Source organism: Comamonas sp. 14P8.1.4 (genome assembly GCF_057799285.1).
This window is the reverse complement of sequence record NZ_JBYOKN010000005.1, coordinates 101,931-122,674: the sequence shown is the minus strand read 5'-3', so window position 1 is coordinate 122,674 and position 20,744 is coordinate 101,931. Positions and strand designations below refer to the sequence as shown.

General features: G+C 63.4%; 17 protein-coding genes. 9 read left to right on the top strand and 8 right to left on the bottom strand.

Features of this window, described 5'->3' with window-relative positions; genetic code table 11:
* Positions 1 to 59: 59 nt before the first annotated feature.
* Positions 60 to 824 carry a porin family protein gene (locus AC27VO_RS10895; RefSeq protein ID WP_488666741.1) on the top strand — a complete coding sequence of 255 codons (765 nt, stop codon included), beginning with the start codon at positions 60 to 62 and terminating at the stop codon, positions 822 to 824.
* Between the two features lie 52 nt (positions 825 to 876).
* Here the strand turns inward: AC27VO_RS10895 and AC27VO_RS10890 are convergent, their stop codons facing one another.
* Both AC27VO_RS10890 and AC27VO_RS10885 read right to left on the bottom strand, forming a co-directional pair.
* On the bottom strand, positions 877 to 1,572 hold the full coding sequence (locus AC27VO_RS10890; RefSeq protein ID WP_488666740.1) for an HAD family hydrolase: 696 nt from the start codon (positions 1,570 to 1,572) through the stop codon (positions 877 to 879).
* A 165-nt stretch (positions 1,573 to 1,737) separates the two neighbouring features.
* Positions 1,738 to 2,184: a MerR family transcriptional regulator gene (locus AC27VO_RS10885; protein WP_488666739.1), complete on the bottom strand. Its 447-nt coding sequence runs from the start codon at positions 2,182 to 2,184 to the stop codon at positions 1,738 to 1,740.
* 41 nt (positions 2,185 to 2,225) lie between these two features.
* Between AC27VO_RS10885 and AC27VO_RS10880 the strand changes: the two genes are divergently transcribed.
* The 5 genes from AC27VO_RS10880 to AC27VO_RS10860 all read left to right on the top strand — a co-directional run bounded on the left by AC27VO_RS10880 (position 2,226) and on the right by AC27VO_RS10860 (position 6,704).
* Positions 2,226 to 4,298, top strand: coding sequence for a heavy metal translocating P-type ATPase (locus AC27VO_RS10880; RefSeq protein ID WP_488666738.1), 2,073 nt, complete (start codon positions 2,226 to 2,228; stop codon positions 4,296 to 4,298).
* Positions 4,299 to 4,354: 56 nt separating this feature from the next.
* Positions 4,355 to 4,984, top strand: coding sequence for a YitT family protein (locus tag AC27VO_RS10875; RefSeq protein ID WP_488666737.1), 630 nt, complete (start codon positions 4,355 to 4,357; stop codon positions 4,982 to 4,984).
* Between the two features lie 91 nt (positions 4,985 to 5,075).
* Positions 5,076 to 5,525 carry a hypothetical protein gene (locus AC27VO_RS10870; RefSeq protein ID WP_488666736.1) on the top strand — a complete coding sequence of 150 codons (450 nt, stop codon included), beginning with the start codon at positions 5,076 to 5,078 and terminating at the stop codon, positions 5,523 to 5,525.
* Between the two features lie 85 nt (positions 5,526 to 5,610).
* Complete coding sequence (locus AC27VO_RS10865; protein ID WP_488666735.1) at positions 5,611 to 6,180, top strand: cupredoxin domain-containing protein; 570 nt, start codon at positions 5,611 to 5,613, stop codon at positions 6,178 to 6,180.
* Positions 6,177 to 6,704 carry a DUF411 domain-containing protein gene (locus AC27VO_RS10860; RefSeq protein WP_488666734.1) on the top strand — a complete coding sequence of 176 codons (528 nt, stop codon included), beginning with the start codon at positions 6,177 to 6,179 and terminating at the stop codon, positions 6,702 to 6,704. The genes AC27VO_RS10865 and AC27VO_RS10860 overlap by 4 nt, the downstream gene beginning before the upstream one ends.
* A 177-nt stretch (positions 6,705 to 6,881) precedes the next feature.
* Here AC27VO_RS10860 and AC27VO_RS10855 read toward each other — a convergent pair whose 3' ends face one another.
* The 3 genes from AC27VO_RS10855 to AC27VO_RS10845 form a co-directional block, all read right to left on the bottom strand.
* Positions 6,882 to 9,509 carry an autotransporter domain-containing protein gene (locus AC27VO_RS10855; RefSeq protein WP_488666733.1) on the bottom strand — a complete coding sequence of 876 codons (2,628 nt, stop codon included), beginning with the start codon at positions 9,507 to 9,509 and terminating at the stop codon, positions 6,882 to 6,884.
* A 388-nt stretch (positions 9,510 to 9,897) separates the two neighbouring features.
* A complete protein-coding gene (locus AC27VO_RS10850; RefSeq protein WP_488666732.1) occupies positions 9,898 to 10,725 on the bottom strand; it encodes a MetQ/NlpA family ABC transporter substrate-binding protein in 828 nt (275 codons plus the stop codon).
* A 252-nt stretch (positions 10,726 to 10,977) separates the two neighbouring features.
* Entirely contained in the window at positions 10,978 to 11,814 is an 837-nt protein-coding gene (locus AC27VO_RS10845; protein WP_488666731.1) for a MetQ/NlpA family ABC transporter substrate-binding protein, read from the bottom strand.
* A 172-nt stretch (positions 11,815 to 11,986) separates the two neighbouring features.
* On the opposite strand from AC27VO_RS10845, the gene AC27VO_RS10840 reads away from it, so the two are divergent.
* A complete protein-coding gene (locus AC27VO_RS10840) occupies positions 11,987 to 12,997 on the top strand; it encodes a P1 family peptidase (RefSeq protein ID WP_488666730.1) in 1,011 nt (336 codons plus the stop codon).
* A gap of 27 nt (positions 12,998 to 13,024) precedes the next feature.
* On the opposite strand, the gene AC27VO_RS10835 is transcribed toward AC27VO_RS10840, so the two are convergent.
* The 3 genes from AC27VO_RS10835 to ettA all read right to left on the bottom strand — a co-directional run bounded on the left by AC27VO_RS10835 (position 13,025) and on the right by ettA (position 16,396).
* The gene (locus tag AC27VO_RS10835; RefSeq protein ID WP_488666729.1) at positions 13,025 to 13,378 is read right to left on the bottom strand and encodes a hypothetical protein; all 354 of its coding nucleotides are present in this window, start codon (positions 13,376 to 13,378) and stop codon (positions 13,025 to 13,027) included.
* A gap of 131 nt (positions 13,379 to 13,509) precedes the next feature.
* Positions 13,510 to 14,499 carry a Bug family tripartite tricarboxylate transporter substrate binding protein gene (locus tag AC27VO_RS10830; RefSeq protein ID WP_488666728.1) on the bottom strand — a complete coding sequence of 330 codons (990 nt, stop codon included), beginning with the start codon at positions 14,497 to 14,499 and terminating at the stop codon, positions 13,510 to 13,512.
* Between the two features lie 235 nt (positions 14,500 to 14,734).
* A complete protein-coding gene (gene ettA, locus AC27VO_RS10825) occupies positions 14,735 to 16,396 on the bottom strand; it encodes an energy-dependent translational throttle protein EttA (RefSeq protein ID WP_488666727.1) in 1,662 nt (553 codons plus the stop codon).
* A 273-nt stretch (positions 16,397 to 16,669) separates the two neighbouring features.
* Here ettA and AC27VO_RS10820 point away from each other — a divergent pair, with 273 nt between their 5' ends.
* Both AC27VO_RS10820 and AC27VO_RS10815 read left to right on the top strand, forming a co-directional pair.
* Positions 16,670 to 18,634, top strand: coding sequence for a DEAD/DEAH box helicase (locus AC27VO_RS10820; RefSeq protein WP_488666726.1), 1,965 nt, complete (start codon positions 16,670 to 16,672; stop codon positions 18,632 to 18,634).
* 176 nt (positions 18,635 to 18,810) lie between these two features.
* The gene (locus AC27VO_RS10815) at positions 18,811 to 20,568 is read left to right on the top strand and encodes a M14 family zinc carboxypeptidase (protein WP_488666725.1); all 1,758 of its coding nucleotides are present in this window, start codon (positions 18,811 to 18,813) and stop codon (positions 20,566 to 20,568) included.
* Positions 20,569 to 20,744: the final 176 nt, after the last annotated feature.

Genomic DNA, 20,744 nt, shown 5'->3' with positions numbered 1-20,744 from the left:
AGGTGCTGTGCAGGACGCGCCATGGCTAATATAGCGACAGCCCATTATTCATTGTTGCCATGAAAAATCAGCTGTTGCCCTTTTTCTCGCCCCTTGGAAAAACTGCGCTCTGCGCTGCAGCGCTCGTTGGGCACAGCTTCGCCGCTGCGCAAACGAAACCCAATGAAGCATGGCGCTTTCAGCTCACCCCTTATGTCTGGATGACGGGGCTGGATGGCCATATCCGGCCTTTCCGCAGTGCCCCCAAGGTACACGTCAACCCATCCTTTTCCGAAATTTTGGAGAACCTGGACGCAGCCTTCTTCCTTGCAGGCACGGCGCGCCACGGGCACTGGGTGCTGCATGGCGATGCCAGCCACACCTCGACCTCAAAGTCTGCGGCGCTACCGCTGGGCCTTGCAGCCCGTGCCAAGGTGCGGCAAACCTCGGTGACATTGACAGGGGGCTACAACTGGCAAGCAGGCCCGCAATCCAGCATCGACCTTTTGGCAGGCGCACGCTGGTGGGATATCAATGCTGCGGTCGCCATCCCGGGCATCGCCGCCGCGCAGTCCAACACCTCGTTCGTTGACCCCGTCATCGCGCTGCGTTGGCGCTATGACTTTGCCCCCCGGTGGTCTTCGCTGGTGTATGTCGATACGGGCGGCTGGGGCGTGGGCTCAAAGTCCACATGGCAAATGCTGGGCACTATCAATTACCAATGGCGAGAAAACATTCACTTCTCGCTCGGCTACCGCCACCTCCAGGTCAACTACCGCGACCAAGGCAAACAGCTGGACTTCAGCCAAGGTGGGCCTCTACTGGGGGCCACCTTCCGGTTCTAAACGCCAGCCGGAAAGGCCAGAACCGCAGGCTCCCCCAGAGCCTTGGTACGACTTATGCAGAAGCCAATGCCAGCTCGCTGTACTGTGCAAACGACAGCGCCTGCGCAAACTCTCGCACCCGTGGCGTACCAAAACCAGAAGTGAACCACGCAAAGCGCACACCAGCGGCCTGGGCGCAGGCGGCATCCACATGCGTGTCGCCAAAGAACACCGCATCGCCAGCCGCCACCTGCAAGTGCGACAGCGTGTGAAACAGCGGCTCGGGCGCGGGCTTGGCCACACCGCAGCTGTCGCGCCCAGTGACGGCGCTGAACAGCTCCAGAATACCTGCCGCCTCCAGCCCTTTGAGGGCCAGCGCATGCGGCTTGTTGGTACACACCCCCAGCCGAATGCCGCGCGCATGGGCGGCGTGCAGCCAGTCCGTCACGCCTTCATACAAAGGGGCGACGCCCGCAGGCTGCATGGCGTAAAAACGCTCAAACAGCGCACCGGTCGCGGCGCGTCCACCGGGCGGCACGGGCAGGCCGCGGTCTTTGAGCACATCGACCATCAAGTCGGCCGCCGTGCCAAACATATTGGGCATGTGGTAGCCCGCCGGCAGGCTGGCGTGGCCCAGGTGCACCAGCGTCTCGTTGGCCGCTTGCACAATCACCTGCTCGGTGTTGAGCAAGGTACCGTCCATATCAAACACCATGGCGCGCACGCCGCCCCAGTCCATTGTCTGCATTCCGTCTTTCATCCAGGCCATGGCCTCCATTGTGCGGGCACAGCGCACATGATTGCTGGGCGGCACCGCAAGGCCGAGCGTTCAGCTGTTCCAAAAAAAGGAGCTGCTTGCGTGCGTACTTGCTCGTCATCACATGCTTTTAGCAGTGAAATCCTTTCACAATCTACGCTAAGCGCTCTCTTTTTTTCAGACATGGCGCTTGACCTGCGTGCCCGGCGCTGGCGGCAGGCTGGCATCAGCCTGGGCATGCAGCGCCGCAATCAGGTTGCACGGCGCGTGGTGGCCATCACACAGCGCTTTGAGCGATTGCAGCTCCCGCTCCAGCGCGCGCAGCTCTTTGAGGCGCTGGCGCACATGCTGCAAATGCGCATCGATGGTGCTGGTAGCCGCATGGCAATCGGCCGGGTTTTGCCAGTCCAGCGCCAGCAGGGTGCGCACCTCGCCCAGCGACATGTCCATCGCCCGGCACATGCGGATAAAGCGCAGCCGGTGCAAATCGCTCTCGGTGTAGAGGCGGTAGTCGTTGTCCTGGCGCAGCGCAGGGCTGAGCAGGCCTTCTTTTTCGTAGTAGCGAATATTGGCAGCCAACACGCCAGTGCGTTGGGCTGCCTCGCCGATGCGCAAGGCTGTCATGGGCTTGACCTTGAAGTTACTTTCAGCTTTCCAATCATGACATGGACACCCGACACACGCACAGCCCTTGCTGCACACCGCCCTCCGCCACCCATGCGCCTGCACACTCCGCGCAGGACGACCACAGCAGCCACGACCATGGCGCGCACAACCATGCCGATGGCGAACACGACGCTGGTCACGACCACGGCCATGACCACGGCGTGCTGCCCGGCTGGCCGCGCATCAGCGCGGCGCTGGTGCTGGCCCTGCTGGCGGAGGCCGCCCACTGGTTCACCCCGCAATACCCTGCACTGGAGTATGTGGGCATGGCGCTGGCCGTCGCGGCGATTGCCCTGTCCGGCCTGGGTGTCTACAAGGCCGGGCTGAAAAACCTGTTGCAGCTGCAGCTGGGCATTCATGCGCTGATGGCCATGGCCGTCACCGGCGCTTTCCTGATTGGCCAGTGGCCCGAGGCCGCCATGGTCATGGCGCTGTACGCTGCGGCCGAACGCATTGAAGACCAGGCCATGGACCGCGCGCGCCTGGCCATTCGCCAGTTGCTCAGCCTGGCGCCCGACACCGCCCAGGTGCTGCAAGCCGACGGCAGCAGCGCCACCATGCCCACGGCCGAGGTGCCCACCGGTGCCACCGTGCGCGTGGCCCCAGGCGCACGCATTCCACTGGACGGGCGCATCACTGCTGGCCACAGCAGCGTGAACCAGGCCCCCATCACCGGCGAAAGCGTGCCCGTCGACAAAGCCCCGGGCGATACCGTCTGGGCCGGCAGCATCAACCAGCAGTCCGAGCTGCAGCTGCAAGTCAGCGCGGCCACCGCCGACTCCATGCTCGCCCGCATCGTTCAGGCGGTGGAACAGGCGCAAGCGCACAAAGCGCCCACGCAACGCTTTGTCGACCGCTTTGCCGCCATCTACACCCCCATCGTCATGGTGCTGGCCATTGCGCTGGCCGTGCTGGCCCCGCTGCTGCTGGGCTGGGCCTGGATGGATGCGCTCTACCAAGCGCTGGCGCTGCTGGTCATTGCCTGCCCCTGCGCGCTGGTGCTGTCTACGCCCGTCACCGTGGTCAGCGCCTTGACGGCGGCAGCGCGCCAGGGCGTGCTGCTCAAAGGCGGCAGCGCACTGGAAGGGGCACGCCATCTGCGCAGTGTGGCGCTGGACAAGACCGGCACCCTCACCACAGGCCAGCCCGTACTGGTGGATTGGCAGGTGCAGGGCAACGCCCTGGCACCCCACACAGCAGCCCTGCTGGCCTGGCAGATTGCCGTGCGCTCTAACCACCCGGTCTCGCATGCCATTGCCCAGGGTCTGCAGGCCGAGGTGCAAGCCCTGGCCGGCACCGATGGCGCTGCCCAGGCCCAGGATCTGCAGGCTTTGCCTGGGCGGGGCGTGCAGGCAGAAATTGATGGTACCCGCTACTTTCTGGTCAATCTGCGCTGGGCGCAGGAGCAGCAGCTGGACAGCGCCAGTGTGCAAGCGGCCGTGCTGGCCCACAGCAGCCAGGGCCGCAGCGTCAGCCTGCTGGCCACGGCGCAGCAGGTGCTGGCCGTGTTTGCCGTGGCCGATACATTGCGCTCCCACGCCCGCGAAGCCGTGCAGCAGCTGCAAGCCATGGGCGTGACGCCCGTCATGCTCAGCGGCGACCACCCCGACGCTGCGCGCGCCATGGCCGCGCAAGCGGGCATCACCCAGGCCGAAGGCGGGCTGCTGCCCGAAGACAAGCTCCAGCGCCTGCACCAGCTGCAAGCGCAGGGTCCCGTCGGCATGGTGGGTGACGGCATCAACGATGCGCCCGCCCTGGCCCAGGCCGACATGGGCTTTGCCATGGGCGGTGCACACAGCACCGGCATGGCCATGGAGACAGCCGATGTGGTGCTCATGCACGATGACCTGCGCCGCATCCCCGACACCATCCGTCTGTCGCAGCGCGCCCACCGCGTGCTGTGGCAGAACATTGCGTTGGCGCTGGGCATCAAGGCTGCGTTTTTTGGCCTGGCCATCACCGGTACCGCCAGCATGTGGCTGGCCGTGCTGGCCGATATGGGGGTGAGCCTGCTGGTCGTCGCCAATGGGCTGCGTCTGCGCAGCGGCGTCCGCAAAAAATCAGCTTCCTGAAAGATGGCGCTGCATAATCGGTGCGCTTCGCATTGCCCGCGCACCGATTGCCCTTCATGAGTTCTCCTTCCCCCGCCCACCGCCAGCCCCCCGCCCCCCCACCACACACCACCCTCGAAGACGTGGCCGCCATCATCACCGGCGTGCTGCTGGTGTCGGTGGGCGTGGCATTTTTCAAGCAGGCGGGGCTGGTTACCGGCGGCATGGCCGGTCTGGGCTTTGCCCTGTACTACGCCACCGGCATCGGCTTTGGCGTGTGGTTCTTCTTGCTGAACCTGCCGTTTTACTGGCTGGCCATCCGCAAAATGGGCTGGGCCTTCACCCTCAAAACCTTCTGCACCGTGGGCCTGCTGTCGCTGGTGACAGAGCTGCAGCCGCGCTTTTTCCAGCTGGCCACCATCCAGGCGCCCTACGCGGCTGTCGTCGGCGGCATGCTCATGGGCGTGGGCATGCTGGTGCTGTTTCGCCACCGCTGCTCCATGGGCGGGCTGGGCATTGCCGCGCTGTACCTGCAGCAGCGCTACGGCTGGCGTGCCGGTTATGTGCAGATGGCGCTGGACTGCCTGATCCTGCTGAGCGCCTTCTTCATTGTGGATGTGGAGCGCGCGCTGTGGTCGATTCTGGCCGCCCTCACACTCAACCAGGTGCTGTCCATGAACCACCGCCCCGGCCGCTACGGTGGCTGACACCCGCCAGCACGCACAAAGCTTGATCTGGCTGCAGGGCATCGCCCACCTGACCGGGGAACTTCTGCCCCCATCGCGGCATCATGCAGTGATGCGTTCTTATTTATCCTGGTTCATGGTGGCACTGCTGGCCCTGCGCGGCCTGCTGGGCGATGCCATGGCCATGGAGCTGCTGCCACCGCCCGTGGTGGCCGCCGTCAGCCAGAGCGCCCATATCGCCCATTCACCCCACCAGGCTGCCCCCCACGCCAGGGGCCAGACCGGCACGCAGATGGCTGCAGCACCTGCTGCGGCCACAGCGATCACGGCGCACCCCGCCAGTGCCCACTGCGCCAACGCTGACGCTACCCTGCCCGACGACGGCAGCCACACTGCGGACGACAGCGCCTGCAGCAGTTGCCTGATGTGCCACACCCCGGGCTGCACCACCCACATGCTGCCCCCCATCCCGGCCGCAGCCCCCGGCACACGCCCGGCTGAGCAGGCCGTTGCACTGGCCAGCGCACCGCTGCGCAGCCCCATCAAGCCCCCCATTGCCTGAGCGCTGACGCCCTTGCGGCGTATTCCTCCCTTGCAGCTGCCCCACCACAGGCAGGCCTATGCTCCGCTCAATGGACCTCTTTGTCATGAAAAGCATTTCACAATTCATAGCTGCCAGCGCTTTACTGTTAAGCGCTAGCGCCGTTTTTGCGCATACACCCGAAGCCGATCACCACGCCGGACACACCATGCCTGGCCACCACGGCACGCACCCGTCGGCACCGGCTGCGCCCGTGCAACAGCCATGGGGCATCGCGGGCCAGCCCGCCGCCGTCACGCGCACCATCACCTTGCGCATGAGCGATGACATGCGCTTTACCCCCAGCCAGCTGACCGTGGCGCAAGGCGAGACCGTGCGCCTGCGCGTGGAAAATGCGGGCCAGATCCTGCATGAAATTGTGCTGGGCACCGCCGCCACGCTGGATGCGCATGCCCAGGCCATGCTCCAGCACGCCGACATGCAGCACGGCGACGCCTTCATGGCCCACGTGCAGCCCCAGCGCCAGGGCGAGCTGATCTGGACCTTCAACCGCCCCGGCACCTTTGACTTTGCCTGCCTGATTGCCGGGCACTACCAGGCGGGCATGCGCGGCAGCATCACTGTCACCCCCGCCAGCACCGCCCCAGCCAGCGCCACCACCAGGATTGCACCATGACCACCGCTTCCACCACCCCCACCCTGTCCCGCCGCACCGCCCTGCTGCGCCTGGGCGCCAGTGCCGCCGTACTGGGCACCCCACCCGCCCTCTGGGCGGCCAGCCCGGCAGTCGCGCCTGGCCCCGCCAGCATGGCCGTGGAAGTCTGGAAAGACGCCAGCTGCGGCTGCTGCCAGGACTGGATCGACCACATGCAAGCCAACGGCTTTAGCGTGCAGGTGCACAACGGTGGCAATGCCGCCGTGCGCGCCCGGCTGGGCCTGCCGGTCGCGCTGGGTTCGTGCCACACCGCGTTGGTGGGTGGCTATGTGGTGGAAGGCCATGTGCCAGCCACCGATGTGCGCAAGCTGCTGCAAGCCAAACCCAAAGCCTTGGGCATTACCGTGCCCGGCATGCCCATTGGCAGCCCCGGCATGGACGGTGCGGTGTATGGCGGGCGCAAAGACCCATATGACGTGCTGCTGGTCACCAAGCACCTGATGGGCAGCGGCGTCAGCACCACGGTATTCACCAGCTACCGCTAGGCGGACAAGGCCTTTTGCGCCGCCGGCGTGCGTGCGCCCGGGTGAACACACCGGGCGCACTTTTATTTCCATAGCTGCCAGCGCTTTCCAACAAAGGGCTAGCAGCCTTTTTCACCCAAAAATAAAAGCCCTGCCCGTTCACACGGGCAGGGCTTTGTCGCAGCGCGTGGGCGGGACTCAGAACGCCCAGCGCAGCTTCACATTCACGGCATGGTCGTGCTGACCGCTGCCCAGCTCGCCTTGGTAGCCCAGCACCACGGCTGCACCACGGTGCAAGGCCAGCTCTCCTTCCAGCCCCAGCAGCGCCGTGTTGCGCGCCAGTGGCACACCGGCCACGGTGAAGTTCTGCCCGCCTTCAAACGCCATCGTCTTGCTGGTGGTCACATCACCCAGCGCATGGCGCCAGCCAAATGTGGCACGCACGCAGCCTTCCTTGCCTGCCACGCTGACATCGCGGTGCGCCCGCAGGCCCAGTGTGGTGCTGGCCATGCTGCCACGGCTGGACGCGCTATGCAGTGCGGCAAAACCGCCGCGCTCCTGGAAGCTGCGGGTGCGCAGTTCGCCCAGACTCACGCCCACAAAGGGCTCAAAACCCACCGCATCGTATTGACCGATGGCATAGCCCACTTCGGCAAACATCTGGGCGGTGTTGGCGCTGTAGTTGGCCTGCAGTGTCTGGTTCAGGCTGGCCACGCTGCGGCGCGTCTCGATGTGGTGCCAGGTGTAGGCCAGCCCCCCCAGCAGATTAATGCGCGGCCCCGTTCCGGACCCCAAGGTCTTGCCGCCATACACGGCGGCGCTGTAACTACTCACATCGGATGCAGAAGATCGGTCCGCCACCTGGCCGTCGGCCTGGGTGTAACCCAGCGAGCCCCCCACGCGCCAGCCACGCTCACCCACTTCCTCGTCCATCCCCAGAAACAGGCCCGTGGTGCGCTGTTTCAAGCGCGCGGCATTGCCATCACCGTCGTAGCTTTGCCAATGACCCACCACCTCAGCCCATGCCGGCAAGGCCTTGGACGAAGGCCAGGCCGAAGCGGGCAACGGACCATCGCTTTGCGCAATCGGTGCACCAGCACGCCAGCCAGCCGTCATATTGCTGCGCAGGTGCTGCTGGCTGATGCTGGGCGCCAAAGCCCCCAGCCCCGCCAGACTGCCCACCACGCTGGCTTGGGTATCTCCTGAAAGGCTGGCAAACACGGCCGCTGGTGTGCCCGCTGGCAGCGACTGCACGAATTGGTAGAGCGCACTGCTGGCAGGCAGTTGCTCGATCACACGGGCCACGGCAGCCTGGTTAGGGCTGGCGGACAGATCGGCAAAACCGATGCTGGCCTTGCGCGTCAACTCCAGCATCACCGCGTGGTCGGTGTAGTGCAGCAAGGCATTCAGGTAGGCATAGCGCGTGGCCTGTGTATCAAACTGACCCTCGATCTGGCTGGCCTCCAAGATGGTGTAGCGCTGGCCCAGCTGAAAGTCCGTCGCCGCATTCGATGAGACGCCCACATGCACCACACTGCCCGCCAACGTGGCCTTGCCCGCCACCTTGATCAGACTGCTGGTGGTGGAATTGGGGTCGGCCTGGACCTGGTAGGTGGAGCCTGCAGACATCACCAAATCTCCCAGCACGCGCAGCGTGCCGTAGGGTGTCCCGGCCGTGGTCATCAGCCCCGTCGCAATGGTGCCCCCCCCCAACACGGTGGTGGTGATGCCGGCGCTGCCTACACTGCCCGTCCCGGCCAGCGTGCCGCCACTGCTAACGGTCACCCGCCCGCCCAGCTTGGCTGAGCCATTGAGCACCAAAGTCCCTGCAGCAACCAGCGTGTTGCCAGCAAAGCTGCTGCTGTTCCCACTCAGAACCAAGGTGCCACTGCCTTTTTTGTTCACACTTCCAGTACCGGTGATTTGGCCTTCAAAGCGCGATGTATCTTGGTGCATAAACTCCAGGAGGCCATCATTGGTGAGGTTGCCCTGCAAAGTCCCGGCCATACCACCAGTCCCCATCTGCAGCGTGCCCTTGTTGATCAACGTCCCGTTGTTGACCAACATCCCCCAGTTATTCAGCACACCATTCACTTCGTTGACCAGCTCGGCCCCGGCCAGGTTCGTCAAAACACTGCGGCTGTCATTGTTCAGCACACCATAGTTGTGCAAGCTGCCCGCATTCGTCAGACCGTCATCCGGGTTGAGCTGTGATTCGCTGGAATTGCCGAGGGTGCCAAAGTTGAGCAATGCCCCCGCGTTGGTCAGCTTGCCATAGTTAACCAACTGTCTGCTGTTGTTCAAAACACCGCTCTGGTCATTGTTCAGCGTGCCGTAATTGTCCAGCGCAAGGGCGTTGTTCAAGGCCCCGCTGTTTTTCAGCATGCTGAAATTGCCGTTCACCAGGGTGCTCAGGTTATTCAGGGTGCTCAGGTTATTCAGGGTGCCCGCGTTGTTCAGCGTGCCCCGGTTATTCAGGGTGCCCCAGTTATTGTTCAGGATATAGCTGGAGGTGATGTCCAGCGTTCCATTCGCAGCGATCTCCCCACCGGAGAAAGTATTGACGGGGTAGGTCAAATTGCTCATGGACTCGCTCACCTCCGCCGCCACATTGATAGAGGGCGGCGAGTAGGCCATGGCCCCCGAGCTTGCCAGCCCCAGCGCCATGGCGACAGCCAGCGGTGCCCCGCCTGCCCCCCCACATGCCAGGCAGCGCCGCGACGGGCGCACCCTGCGCTGGCCAGCCCTCCCGGCGCGCGCGGTTTCTGGCGCGGCCACCCAAGTTCCCAGCGTGGCGTTCCAAATGTGGTGGTAGATGCGGTTCATATCAAACAATCTGCGAAAAAGCGCGCGAGGCCGCAGAAACCGCTCATCGGCCACCCTCAACCCTGACGAACGGTTGTGCCAATGGTATCCAATATTTACACCTTGCAACAAACAGCCAACTATTCCCTAGCAACGCAGGGCGCTACGCTGTACAGCCACCCGTCTGCGCGGGGTTGCTTATTTTTTAGTAGCACCAAGCACTGGCTGCATCGGCGATAACTGGCTATTTCCTCTAAAGCTCCTGACCCACTTACACCGGCAGGAATAGCGGTAGGGATCGAGCGACCGCACCGCAGGAGCCCTCTGGCACGAAACGCTGGCACACAAAAAAGCAGCCCATGGGCTGCTTGTGCGGGCCAGCGTGGCGTGCGCGGTGCACGCGACAGGCTTACTGCAAGAACGCTGGTTTGGCGTAGCCAGCAAACTGGCTGTCCACCACCTGCTTGAACGCTGCCGAGCGGAAAGCGCTCTCCAGGTCTTTGGCCCATTGCGCGCCCTGGTCCTTGGTTTTGACGGCCACGATGTTCAGGTAATGGTCGGGGGTTTTCTCCAGCAGTACGGCTTCGCTCAGTTTCAGGCCCGATGAGATGGCAAAGTTGCCATTGATGATGGCGTACTGCACGTCATCGAGGGAGCGCGGCAGGTGGGCTGCATCCAGCGGCACCAGCTTGATCTTCTTGGGGTTCTCGGCCAGGTCCAGCTCTGACACGCGCAGCGGGTTCACACCCGGCTTGAGCTTGACCAGCCCCGCCTGCTGCAGCAAAAGCAGGCCGCGCGCCAGGTTGCTGGCGTCGTTGGGCAAGGCCACGCGGTCGCCCTCTTTCAGCTCGGCCAGGCTTTTGCGCTGTTTGGAGTACACGCCCATCGGCGCGATGGGACCTTGCACCAGGGCTTTCAGGTCCAGCTTGCGGTCGCCCTTGAAGTGGTTGAAGTAGACCTCGTGCTGGAAGAAGTTGGCGTCCAGTGAGCCATCGGCCAGCGCCAGGTTGGGCTGCACATAGTCGTTGAACTCCACCAGCTTGACTTTGTAGCCCTTGGCCTTGAGCAGCGGCACGATGCCTGCTTGCAGCTGGTCAATGTTGGAGCCTGCGGTGCCGCCAATGGTCAGCTGCGGTTTGCTGGCGTCTTGGGCCAGCGCAGGTACGGCGGCCCAGCTGGCCAGCGACAGGGTGAGTGCCGCGGCCAGCAGGCGGCGGCGGGGGGTGATGCGGTGCATGGTGCTTGTCTCCGGGTTAGAAAGGCATCACACGGCTTATGGCTGCCGTGTTGGTGCAGCCAGTATCCCGACAAGCACATCAAGCTCAAAATAATAAAAAATGTTCTGCTTATAAATTTCTTCTTATATGCAGAGCATGGGCTGCGCGCAGGGAGGCAGTCACTGCCGCCACCAAAAAGGGCTGCCCTGTGGCAGCCCTTCGCAGAGGATGCTGGCCCGCCAGCGCTGGGCGCTGGGGGACCGCTGCAGTGTTTACTGCAGGAAAGCAGGCTTCACGTAACCGACAAACTTGGTGTCCACTACGTGCTTGAACTCTGCCGAGCGGTAGGCCGCTGCCAAATCCTTGGCCCATTGCGTGGCTTCGTTGCTGCTCTTGACCGCCACCACGTTCAGATACAGGTCGGGGGTTTTTTCCAGCACCACGGCTTCCGTCAGCTTCAGGCCCGAAGACATGGCGAAGTTGCCGTTGACCACCACAAAGTCGGCATCTTCCAGGGCACGGGGCAGGTGTGCAGCATCCAGGGGCAGGAATTTGAGCTTGTGCTTGTTTTCGGCCAGATCCAGCTCAGACACGCGGGCGGGGCTCACGCCGTCCTTGATCTTGATGAGGCCAGCCTGCTGCAGCACCAGCAGTGCGCGCGCCAGGTTACTGGGGTCGTTGGGCAAAGCCACGCGGGCACCGTTCTTGAGGTCGTTGACGCTCTTGAACTTCTTGGAGTACACGCCCATGGGCGCCACAGGGCCTTGAGCAATGGCGCTCAGCGCCAGCTTGCGGTCTTTGGTGAACTGGTCAAAGTAGGCACGGTGCTGGAAGAAGTTGGCATCCAGCGAGCCATCGTCCAGCGCCAGGTTGGGCTGTACGTAGTCGTTGAATTCGATGAGCTTGACGGTGTAGCCCTTGGCCTTGAGCTGGGGCACGATGCCTTCTTGCAGCAGGTCGTAGTTGGAGCCAGCGGTGGCACCAATCTTCAGCGTTTTCTTGGCCGCGTCCTGGGCCATGACAGGTGCCGCCATCACGCCAGCGAGGGCCAGCACAGCAGTGGCAACAACGGCACGGCGGCCGGCCTGGAAAGAAATGCGATCGGACATGAAGGCTCCTGGAAAAATAGGGGGTGAGGGCACTGCGCCACAATGCGGCGGTGGCACGGGCAGTACCGTTGATCGGACAGCAGTATGCGCGCTTTCAGGGCATACCCTAAATATCATTTCGACAGCTGTTTATTCAAATTCAGCATAAGAAACAACCCAGCAAAGGCAATGCATGCATAAGCAACTTCTGGCACACACCGGGCACATCGGCCTGGTGCAAGGCATTCGCGTAGGGCATTGCACCGACACGCGCCGCCCTACCGGCTGCTCGGTGGTGCTGTGCCCCGAAGGGGCCATGGCCGGGGTGGACGTGCGCGGCGCCGCCCCCGGCACGCGCGAGACCGATCTGCTGCACCCCAGCAATCTGGTGCAGCAGGTACACGGCATCGTGCTGGCGGGCGGCAGCGCCTGGGGGCTGGATGCGGCCACTGGTGCGGTGCGCTGGCTGGAAGAGCAAGGCGCGGGCCTGGACATTGGTGTAGGCCGTATTCCGCTGGTGCCAGCGGCCGTGCTGTTTGATGTGATGCTGGGGGATATGCGTATCCGCCCTGATGCCGCGGCTGGCTACACCGCATGCCAGGCCGCCAGCGCCCAGCGCCCAGCCGAAGGCAGCGTGGGGGCTGGTGCAGGCGCGGTGATCGGCAAGCTGTTTGGCTGGCAGCGCGCCATGAAAGGCGGCATTGGCACGGCCAGCATCACCGTGCAGGGCGTGACCGTGGGCGCGCTGGTGGCTTGCAATGCGCTGGGCGATGTCTACGACCCGTACACCGGCACGCTGCTGGCCGGAGCGCGCAGCGCCGACAGCCGCACCTTGCTGAACGCCCGGGATGCACTGCTGCGCGGTGACAACGCCAGCAGCATTTTGGCGGGCAGCAACACCACGATTGGCGTGGTAGCCACCGACGCACAGATCACCAAGGCCCAGGCCCACCGCCTGGCCGTGACGGCGCACGACGGGCTGGCACGCGCCATCAACCCCGTGCACACCCTGAGCGATGGCGACACGCTGTTCGCGCTGGGTACCGGCCAAGCCGGCAAAACGCTGGGCATGATGACGCTGAGCACCTTGGCTGCCGAAGCTGTGGCCATTGCTACGGCGCGGGCCGTGCTGCTGGCGCAGTCGGTGGAAGTGGCCGGGCAAGACCGGCTGCCCAGCTGGAGCGACTGGCAGCAACAGCGCTGAGGTTTGTGCCCGCGCCGGCAGCAACGGCTAGGGTGGCAGCGTCTTGCTGGCAATGCGCTGCAACTGCCGCAAGCTGCGGCGCTGGCGCAGCACCCGCAGCACGTTAAAGCCCACTTGCACGGTGATCAGCGCCAGCAAAAACACGGCGTGCCCGCTCCAGGCCCACAGGGCTACCAAAGCCAGCGGCGGCAGCAGTTCCACAGCCAACAACTGCGCGCTACGGCGCGGCGTGGCATCGAGCTGCTGGTAGCGCCGCAGCAAGTCCTGCTCGGCAGTCGTCAAGCCCTGCGGAGAAAGCGGGTCTGCCGGCGGCCCATCCGCAGCAGCGGTTGGCTTGGGCGGCGCTGCCACATCGGACGGTGCAGAAGAAGGAAACGGCATGGCAGACGTAGATCCAAAAAAAGTGAGCTGCCTGCGCCTATCTGCCCTCGGACTGCGATGGTTTTACATCGCAATCCTAGGCATATCAGTCGCTGGCAGCTCCTATTTTTTCAGCAATCAGTGCGGCAAGTTCAATCGACCGTGGCGCCCGAGGCCTTGACCACCGGTGCCCAGGTCTGCACCTCTTGGCGGATGAAGTTGCTGAAATCCTGCGGCGTGTTCTTCTGCGACACCGCGCCCAGCTTGGCATAGGCCTGCTGCACCTCGGGCTTGTCAAACGCCGCATTCATGGCCTTGTTGAGCTTGTCGATGACATCCTTGGGCGTGCCCTTGGGTGCGATCAGGCCAAACCACGAAGTCACATCGAACGGGGCCACACCGCTTTCCTCCAGCGTGGGCACATCGGGGGCCGAGGGCGAGCGCGTCTTGGTGGTGACGGCCAGCGCCTTGAGCTTGCCCGACTGCACATGCGGCCACGAGGCGGGCATGTTGTCGAACATGAACTGCACCTGGCCACCAATCAGATCCGTCACCGCTGGCGCGCTGCCCTTGTAGGGTACGTGCTGGGTTTGCAGGCCTGTGCGCACCTTGAACATCTCGCCCGCCATGTGAATCGAAGTGCCGCTGCCCGACGAGGCGTAGGAAATCTGGTCATTGTTGGCGCGCGCCCATTCAATGAATTCCTTGACGTTCTTGGCTGGCACGCTGGGGTGTACCACCAAAATATTGGGCACTTTGGCGCCCAGCGCCACCGCGTCAAAGTCGCGCATCAGGTCAAACTTGATTTTGGGGTACAGCGACTGGTTGATGGCGCTGGTGACCGCCACAAACAGCAGCGTGTAGCCATCGGCCGGCGCGGCCTTGACGGCTTCGGTGGCAATATTGCTGCCGCCGCCCGCACGGTTGTCCACCACAAAGCTCTGGCCCAGGGCTTCTGTCAGCTCTTTGGCCATGATGCGCGCCACCACGTCGGTGGTGCCGCCCGCCGAAAAGCCCACCACCACGCGCACGGGCTTGCTGGGGTAGCCCGATGCCCAGCTGCTGCCCAAGGTGGCACACGCCAGTGCCCCCACACCCAGTGAAGCGTACCAACGGCGGGACGGTGAAAAAGCAAAGCGCATGGGAATCTCTCCTAAACATCGGGGGGCTGGGCGCGCCGCTCTCCTGGCAGGCGTGACCCAGATCAAGGACTACGTTTATACAAATCCACCCCGGGCTGGTCCGAGGGGGTTTACCCCGCCGAAGTGCACACCGAGTGCGATGCCTCACCCCGCCAACACGCAACAAAGCTGCACCAAATCAACACCAGAAACAAAAAAGGCTCCCAAAGGAGCCTTTTCACGCAAGCCGCTGCAATTACTTGAGGGCCTTGTAGCGGAAGCGCTTGGGCGCAGCGCCCTCTTCGCCCAGGCGCTTCTTCTTGTCGGCTTCGTACTCTTGGTAGTTACCGTCGAAGAACACCCACTGCGAATCGCCTTCGGCAGCCAGGATGTGCGTGGCGATACGGTCCAGGAACCAGCGATCGTGCGAGATCACCATCACGGTACCCGCGTATTCCAGCAGCGCATCTTCCAGCGCGCGCAAGGTTTCCACGTCCAAGTCGTTCGAGGGTTCGTCCAGCAGCAGCACGTTGCCGCCCTGAATCAGGGTCTTGGCCAAGTGCAGACGGCCGCGCTCACCACCGGAGAGCATGCCGACCTTCTTTTGCTGGTCTTGGCCGTTGAAGTTGAAGCGGCCGGCGTAGGCACGCGAGGCCATGGTGAACTTGCCCACGTTGATCATGTCCAGACCACCGGAGATGTCTTCCCAGACGGTCTTTTCGTCGGACAGTGCATCGCGGTGCTGGTCCACAAAGGCCATCTTCACGGTCGAACCGATATCCACGGTACCGGAATCGGGTTGTTCCTTGCCAGCGATCAGCTTGAACAGGGTCGACTTACCGGCGCCGTTGGGGCCGATGATGCCGACGATCGCGCCCGCAGGCACGTTCATGGACAGGTTGTCGATCAGCAGACGGTCGCCAAAAGCCTTGGAGACGTTGTTGAACTCAATAACCTTGGAGCCCAGACGCTCGGCCACAGGAATGAAAATTTCCTGCGTTTCGTTGCGCTGTTGGTATTCGTAATCGCTCAGTTCCTCGAAACGGGCAATACGAGCCTTGGACTTGGCTTGGCGACCCTTGGCGTTCTGGCGCACCCATTCCAATTCCTTCTTCAAGGCCTTGGCACGGGCTTCTTCGCCCTTTTGTTCGGCTTCCAGACGGTTGCCCTTTTGGGTCAGCCAGTCGGAGTAGTTGCCCTTGTAGGGAATGCCGTGGCCACGGTCCAGTTCCAAAATCCACTCGGCAGCGTTGTCCAGGAAGTAGCGATCGTGGGTAATGGCCACCACGGTGCCCGAGAAGCGGTGCAGGAACTGCTCCAACCAATCCACAGATTCAGCGTCCAAGTGGTTGGTGGGCTCATCCAGCAGCAGCATGTCGGGCTTGGACAGCAGCAGCTTGCACAGGGCCACGCGGCGCTTTTCACCACCGGACAGCTTGCCGATCACGGCATCCCATGCGGGCAGGCGCAGCGCATCGGCCGCGATTTCCAGCTGGTGCTCGGAGTCAGTGCCAGCAGCGGCAATGATGGCTTCCAACTCGCCTTGCTCGGCAGCCAGGGCATCAAAGTCTGCATCTTCTTCGGCGTAGGCAGCGTAGACCTCTTCCAGGCGGGCCTTGGCATTGTTCACTTCGGCCATGGCTTCTTCCACAGCCTGGCGCACGGTGTGTTCGTTGTTCAGCTGGGGTTCCTGGGGCAGGTAGCCAATCGACAGGCCCTGCATGGGGATGGCTTCGCCTTCGAACTCCTTGTCCACGCCCGCCATGATTTTCAGCAGCGAAGACTTACCCGAGCCGTTCAGACCCAGCACACCGATCTTGGCGCCCGGGAAAAAACTCAGCGAAATGTCCTTCAAGATCTGGCGCTTTGGGGGCACAGTCTTGGTCAGGTGGTTCATCGAAAAGACGTATTGAGCCATGTGTTTGTCAGCAAATTCTTGTAGAAAAATAAAAATTTGGCGCACAGTTCAAGGCGCCCCAACCACTGATTATCTCCGCATGCGACAATATCCATAGTCAGGGGCTCCAGTTTCCCCTTGGCATCAGCATTCAGCTGGGGACAAAGACTCGCCAACCCAAGCGATTCCGGCTCCCAAATCCTGTGAATCTCATCTGCCTACGACTGGCTTGGCAACACGATAAGTTGCTGCGACAGGCTGATACCCCGCGCCCGGATGGGCGTATCGACAACAATGACATTTGAAGAATTGAACTTGGCACCCGCCATCGTGAAAGCGGTGCTGGAACAGGGATACGTAAACCCTACGCCCATTCAGGCACAGGCCATTCCCGCCGTGCTGACCGGCAAAGACCTGCTGGCTGGCGCACAGACCGGCACCGGCAAGACGGCGGCGTTCTCGCTGCCCATGCTGCACCGCCTGACCCAGGGCGGCACGCAAGCCCCCGCTGGCGGCATCCGCGCCCTGATCCTCACTCCCACCCGTGAGCTGGCCGCGCAGATTGAAGAAAACATTCGCTCCTACGCAAAGTACCTGGACGTGACCACCACGGTCATCTTCGGCGGCGTGGGCATGAAGCCCCAGATTGACCGCATCAACAAGGGTGTGGACATTCTGGTGGCCACCCCTGGCCGCCTGCTGGATCTGCAGCAGCAAGGCTTCATGGATCTGTCCCAGGTTGAAATGCTGGTGCTGGACGAAGCCGACCGCATGCTGGACATGGGCTTCATCCATGATGTGAAGAAGGTGCTGGCACTGGTGCCTTCGGACAAGCAAAGCCTGCTGTTCTCGGCCACCTTCAGCGACGAAATTCGCACCCTGGCCAACAGCCTGCTCAAGAACCCCGAGAGCATTCAGGTCACCCCCCGCAACACCACGGTGCAACGCATCAAGCAAGTGATCCACCCCGTGGGCCGCGCCAAGAAAAAGCAGGTGTTGCTGCACATCATCAATGAGAACCAGTGGAACCAGGTGCTGGTGTTCACACGCACCAAGTTCGGCGCCAACCATGTGGCTGAATTTCTGACCAAAAACGGCGTGACCGCCATGGCGCTGCACGGCAACAAGAGCCAAAGCGCCCGTACCCAGGCGCTGGCCGGCTTCAAGACCGGCGAGCTGCGCGCACTGGTGGCGACCGACATCGCTGCCCGCGGCATCGACATCGACGAGTTGCCACACGTGGTGAACTACGAAATTCCAAACGTGCCCGAAGACTATGTGCACCGCATTGGCCGTACCGGCCGTGCTGGCCGCGAAGGCCATGCCGTCAGCTTGGTGTGCATGGACGAAGAAGGCTTCATGATGGAGATTGAACGCTTCACCAAGCAGGAAATCCCCGTGGTGCCCATGCCTGAATTTGGCCCCGACGAAGGTGAAAAGGCAGAGCCCATTGCCATGGGCCGCCAAACCATCTGGGGCGGTGCTGGCAAGCCACCAAGCCGTGACGTGATGCAGGCAGCTGCCCGCGCCGCGCGCCAGGAAATGATGGACCGCATTCGCACCACCAAGGCCACCCAAGGTGAGCGCAGCGGTGGTCGCCCACAACGCGCTCCACGTGCAGAAGGTGCAGCCCCTGAAGCGGACGGCCAAGGCCCCCGCCGCGGTGGCCCACGACGCCCCGCACGCCAGGGCTTTGCCCCCCGTGGCAATGCACAAGCAGCCTCCTTTGAGATGCGCGATGGTGGCGATGCCCCGAACATGGACCGTGCAGAGCGCGGTGAACGCGCAGGACGCCCCGACCAGGACGCTGCCAACCGCCGCAGCGGCCAAGGCTACAACCGTTCGCGTCAGCGCCCTTCGCGTGAGTCCAACCGTGGCCCTAGCGCCATGGGCAGCGAAGGCCAGCAGGCACCTCGCCCACCCCGTGAGCCCCGCGAGCCTCGCCAACCGCGTGAGCCACGCGCCTCTTACGGTGGCGAAGGCCACAGCCGTTTTGACGATCAGCCGCCACGCGCCAATGCCCACCTGGGCACCCAGCTGGGCACCCCGGTTTCGCGCGCACCGCGTGGCAACAGCGGCGGCCAGCCTGATCCAACCCGCACCAGCATCGACCTGATGATGGAACGCCCACGCCGCAACGGCGGTGGCGGCTTCCGCGGTGGTAATGGCGGCGGCAGCAATGGCGGCGGTTTCCGCGGCGGCAACGGTGGTAACGGCGGCGGCAATCGCCGCGGCGGTAGCGGTGGTTTTAACCGCTAAGCGCCGTTGATCCAGCGCTGCGGCGCTGGCCTCTCGCACCGAGAAGGCTAGCGCCCTGCGCTGACAGCATCCAGCAACGCGGCAGCTTACCATCACCGCTACTTTTGCTTGATGCTCCCGATATGCCCGCCACACCAGGCATCATCTCCACTTGGTTTTCTGCGATGTACTGCCCTATGACAAAGCCCAACGCCCCTGTCTTCGCGCCGTATCTGGATCACCCAGGCTACGCCCCCACTGCACGCTCCGCGCGCTGGCTGCTGATCAGCTCGGCACTGGCACTGGCGGCCTGCTCCAGCACCCCGCTGCCGCAATGGCCCGCTTCTTCGTCGGCCCCTGCACCCACACCGCAGCGCGCGCCATCGGGCAGCACCCCCGTGACAGGCACTACCGCCAGCGTCACGCCTGTCGCCCCCAACACACACCTGGAAGTGCTGCCGTACAGCGCGGCGATTGCGGCACTGTTCCCAGACCCCAACGAGCGTTACAGCACCCCAGGCCTGTCCGACGGGCGCCGCAGCCTCACCACCAACAGCGAGCTGGCTGAGTTGCTGCGCGCACTGAGCCAGCAAAGCCTGAACGGCTCACCACGCCTGGGCGTGCTGAACAGCGGCAGCGCGCAAAGCGGCACCCCCATCTACGCCTTGATTGCCACCAAAGCCAAGGCCATCACGCCATTGGCGCTGGATGAAAGCGGCCGCCCCAACGTAATGATCGTTGCCGGCCAGCAAGGCACCGACACCGCAGCCACCGAAGCCGTGCTGGTGCTGGCCAAAGAGCTGGGGCAAGGCGGTTTGCTGGAACCTCTGCTCGACAAAATCAACATCATTTTTGTGCCCCGCGCCAACCCGGATGGATTCGCCAAGGGCGTTGCCACCACCGCGGATGGCACCGACCTGCGCTTTGACCACCTGCTGCTTCAGACACCGGAAGCGCGTTTTCTGGCCAAACTGGCACGTGACTACCGCCCCGGCGTGCTGCTGGATGCGGGTGAATTCGATGCCATCCAGCCCACGCTGCAGCGCTTTAACGCCGTGCGCGCCAATGACATGGGACTGCAATATGCGGTCACCCCCAATGGCCACGAGTTTGTCGCCAAGGCCGCCCGCGAATGGCTGCACCAGCCCGTCAGCCAGGCACTCAGCCAGGCTGGCATGCGGGTGGACTGGGCCTTTGAAGCCACCGGCAACAACGCCGAAAGCGGCTTTGCCATGGGCACCACCGAGCCCACCACGCTGCGCAACACCGCTGCCTTGAAAAACGTGGTGAGCCTGGAGGCTGTCAGCCGCGGCAGCGACCTGGGCCGCACGCACTTGCAGCGCCGTGTGCACAGCCACGTCAAAGCCATGACCACCGTACTGGAGACCGCCGCCCACCGCGCAGCCGACCTGCGCCAGGTCAACACCTTTGTGACACGCGATGTGGCCTCCCACGCCTGCCGCAGCCCACTGGTCGTGCAAGCCCAGCCAGGCACAGAGCAGCACAGCGTCACCCTGGTGGATGTACCCAGTGCACAGCTGGTGCAAAAAACCACGGCCTGGACCAGTGCGCTGAGCATTGGCACACCGCGCACACGCAGCAATGCCTGCGGATACTGGCTTTCGGCCAACGCCGTTCAAGCCACAGAGCGCCTGGGCATGATGGGCGTCAATGTGCAGCGCGTGGCCGAACTCTCGTCCATGGATGCGGAGACCTACCACAGAGCCAGCACCGAGGCCGAGCGCAAGGCCACCAAGGTCAGCCTGCAGCGCAGCAGCTTTGAAGCCGCACCTGGCAGCTACTACGTCAGCATGAACCAGCCACTGGCATTCCTGGCCGCAGCAGCACTGGAGCCCGATACGCCTTACAGCTTCTACAGCCACGGCATCCTGAGCCACCTGAACGAAACGGCCCGTGTGGTGGCCCCACCCCAGATCGTTTTTGAAGAAGAGTAAGTCATCGCAAGCCCCGAGGCATGGCCAATGCACGGTATGATTCGGGGCTACACACATTGCAGGCAGGCAATCAGCCTTGTGGCAATGTGCGCACTATGTGGTGGCGTTAGCTCAGTTGGATAGAGCAACAGCCTTCTAAGCTCACCAAGCAAGTGAGTATTGATGCGGGTTTGCGG

Excerpts from the sequence above, each read along its gene's own strand:
- AC27VO_RS10895 (WP_488666741.1), top strand. The coding sequence starts at position 60 with ATGAAAAATCAGCTGTTGCCCTTTTTCTCGCCCCTTGGAAAAACTGCG.
- AC27VO_RS10890 (WP_488666740.1), bottom strand. The coding sequence starts at position 1,572 with ATGGCCTGGATGAAAGACGGAATGCAGACAATGGACTGGGGCGGCGTG.
- AC27VO_RS10885 (WP_488666739.1), bottom strand. The coding sequence starts at position 2,184 with ATGACAGCCTTGCGCATCGGCGAGGCAGCCCAACGCACTGGCGTGTTG.
- AC27VO_RS10880 (WP_488666738.1), top strand. The coding sequence starts at position 2,226 with ATGGACACCCGACACACGCACAGCCCTTGCTGCACACCGCCCTCCGCC.
- AC27VO_RS10875 (WP_488666737.1), top strand. The coding sequence starts at position 4,355 with ATGAGTTCTCCTTCCCCCGCCCACCGCCAGCCCCCCGCCCCCCCACCA.
- AC27VO_RS10870 (WP_488666736.1), top strand. The coding sequence starts at position 5,076 with ATGCGTTCTTATTTATCCTGGTTCATGGTGGCACTGCTGGCCCTGCGC.
- AC27VO_RS10865 (WP_488666735.1), top strand. The coding sequence starts at position 5,611 with ATGAAAAGCATTTCACAATTCATAGCTGCCAGCGCTTTACTGTTAAGC.
- AC27VO_RS10860 (WP_488666734.1), top strand. The coding sequence starts at position 6,177 with ATGACCACCGCTTCCACCACCCCCACCCTGTCCCGCCGCACCGCCCTG.
- AC27VO_RS10855 (WP_488666733.1), bottom strand. The coding sequence starts at position 9,509 with ATGAACCGCATCTACCACCACATTTGGAACGCCACGCTGGGAACTTGG.
- AC27VO_RS10850 (WP_488666732.1), bottom strand. The coding sequence starts at position 10,725 with ATGCACCGCATCACCCCCCGCCGCCGCCTGCTGGCCGCGGCACTCACC.
- AC27VO_RS10845 (WP_488666731.1), bottom strand. The coding sequence starts at position 11,814 with ATGTCCGATCGCATTTCTTTCCAGGCCGGCCGCCGTGCCGTTGTTGCC.
- AC27VO_RS10840 (WP_488666730.1), top strand. The coding sequence starts at position 11,987 with ATGCATAAGCAACTTCTGGCACACACCGGGCACATCGGCCTGGTGCAA.
- AC27VO_RS10835 (WP_488666729.1), bottom strand. The coding sequence starts at position 13,378 with ATGCCGTTTCCTTCTTCTGCACCGTCCGATGTGGCAGCGCCGCCCAAG.
- AC27VO_RS10830 (WP_488666728.1), bottom strand. The coding sequence starts at position 14,499 with ATGCGCTTTGCTTTTTCACCGTCCCGCCGTTGGTACGCTTCACTGGGT.
- ettA (WP_488666727.1), bottom strand. The coding sequence starts at position 16,396 with ATGGCTCAATACGTCTTTTCGATGAACCACCTGACCAAGACTGTGCCC.
- AC27VO_RS10820 (WP_488666726.1), top strand. The coding sequence starts at position 16,670 with ATGACATTTGAAGAATTGAACTTGGCACCCGCCATCGTGAAAGCGGTG.
- AC27VO_RS10815 (WP_488666725.1), top strand. The coding sequence starts at position 18,811 with ATGACAAAGCCCAACGCCCCTGTCTTCGCGCCGTATCTGGATCACCCA.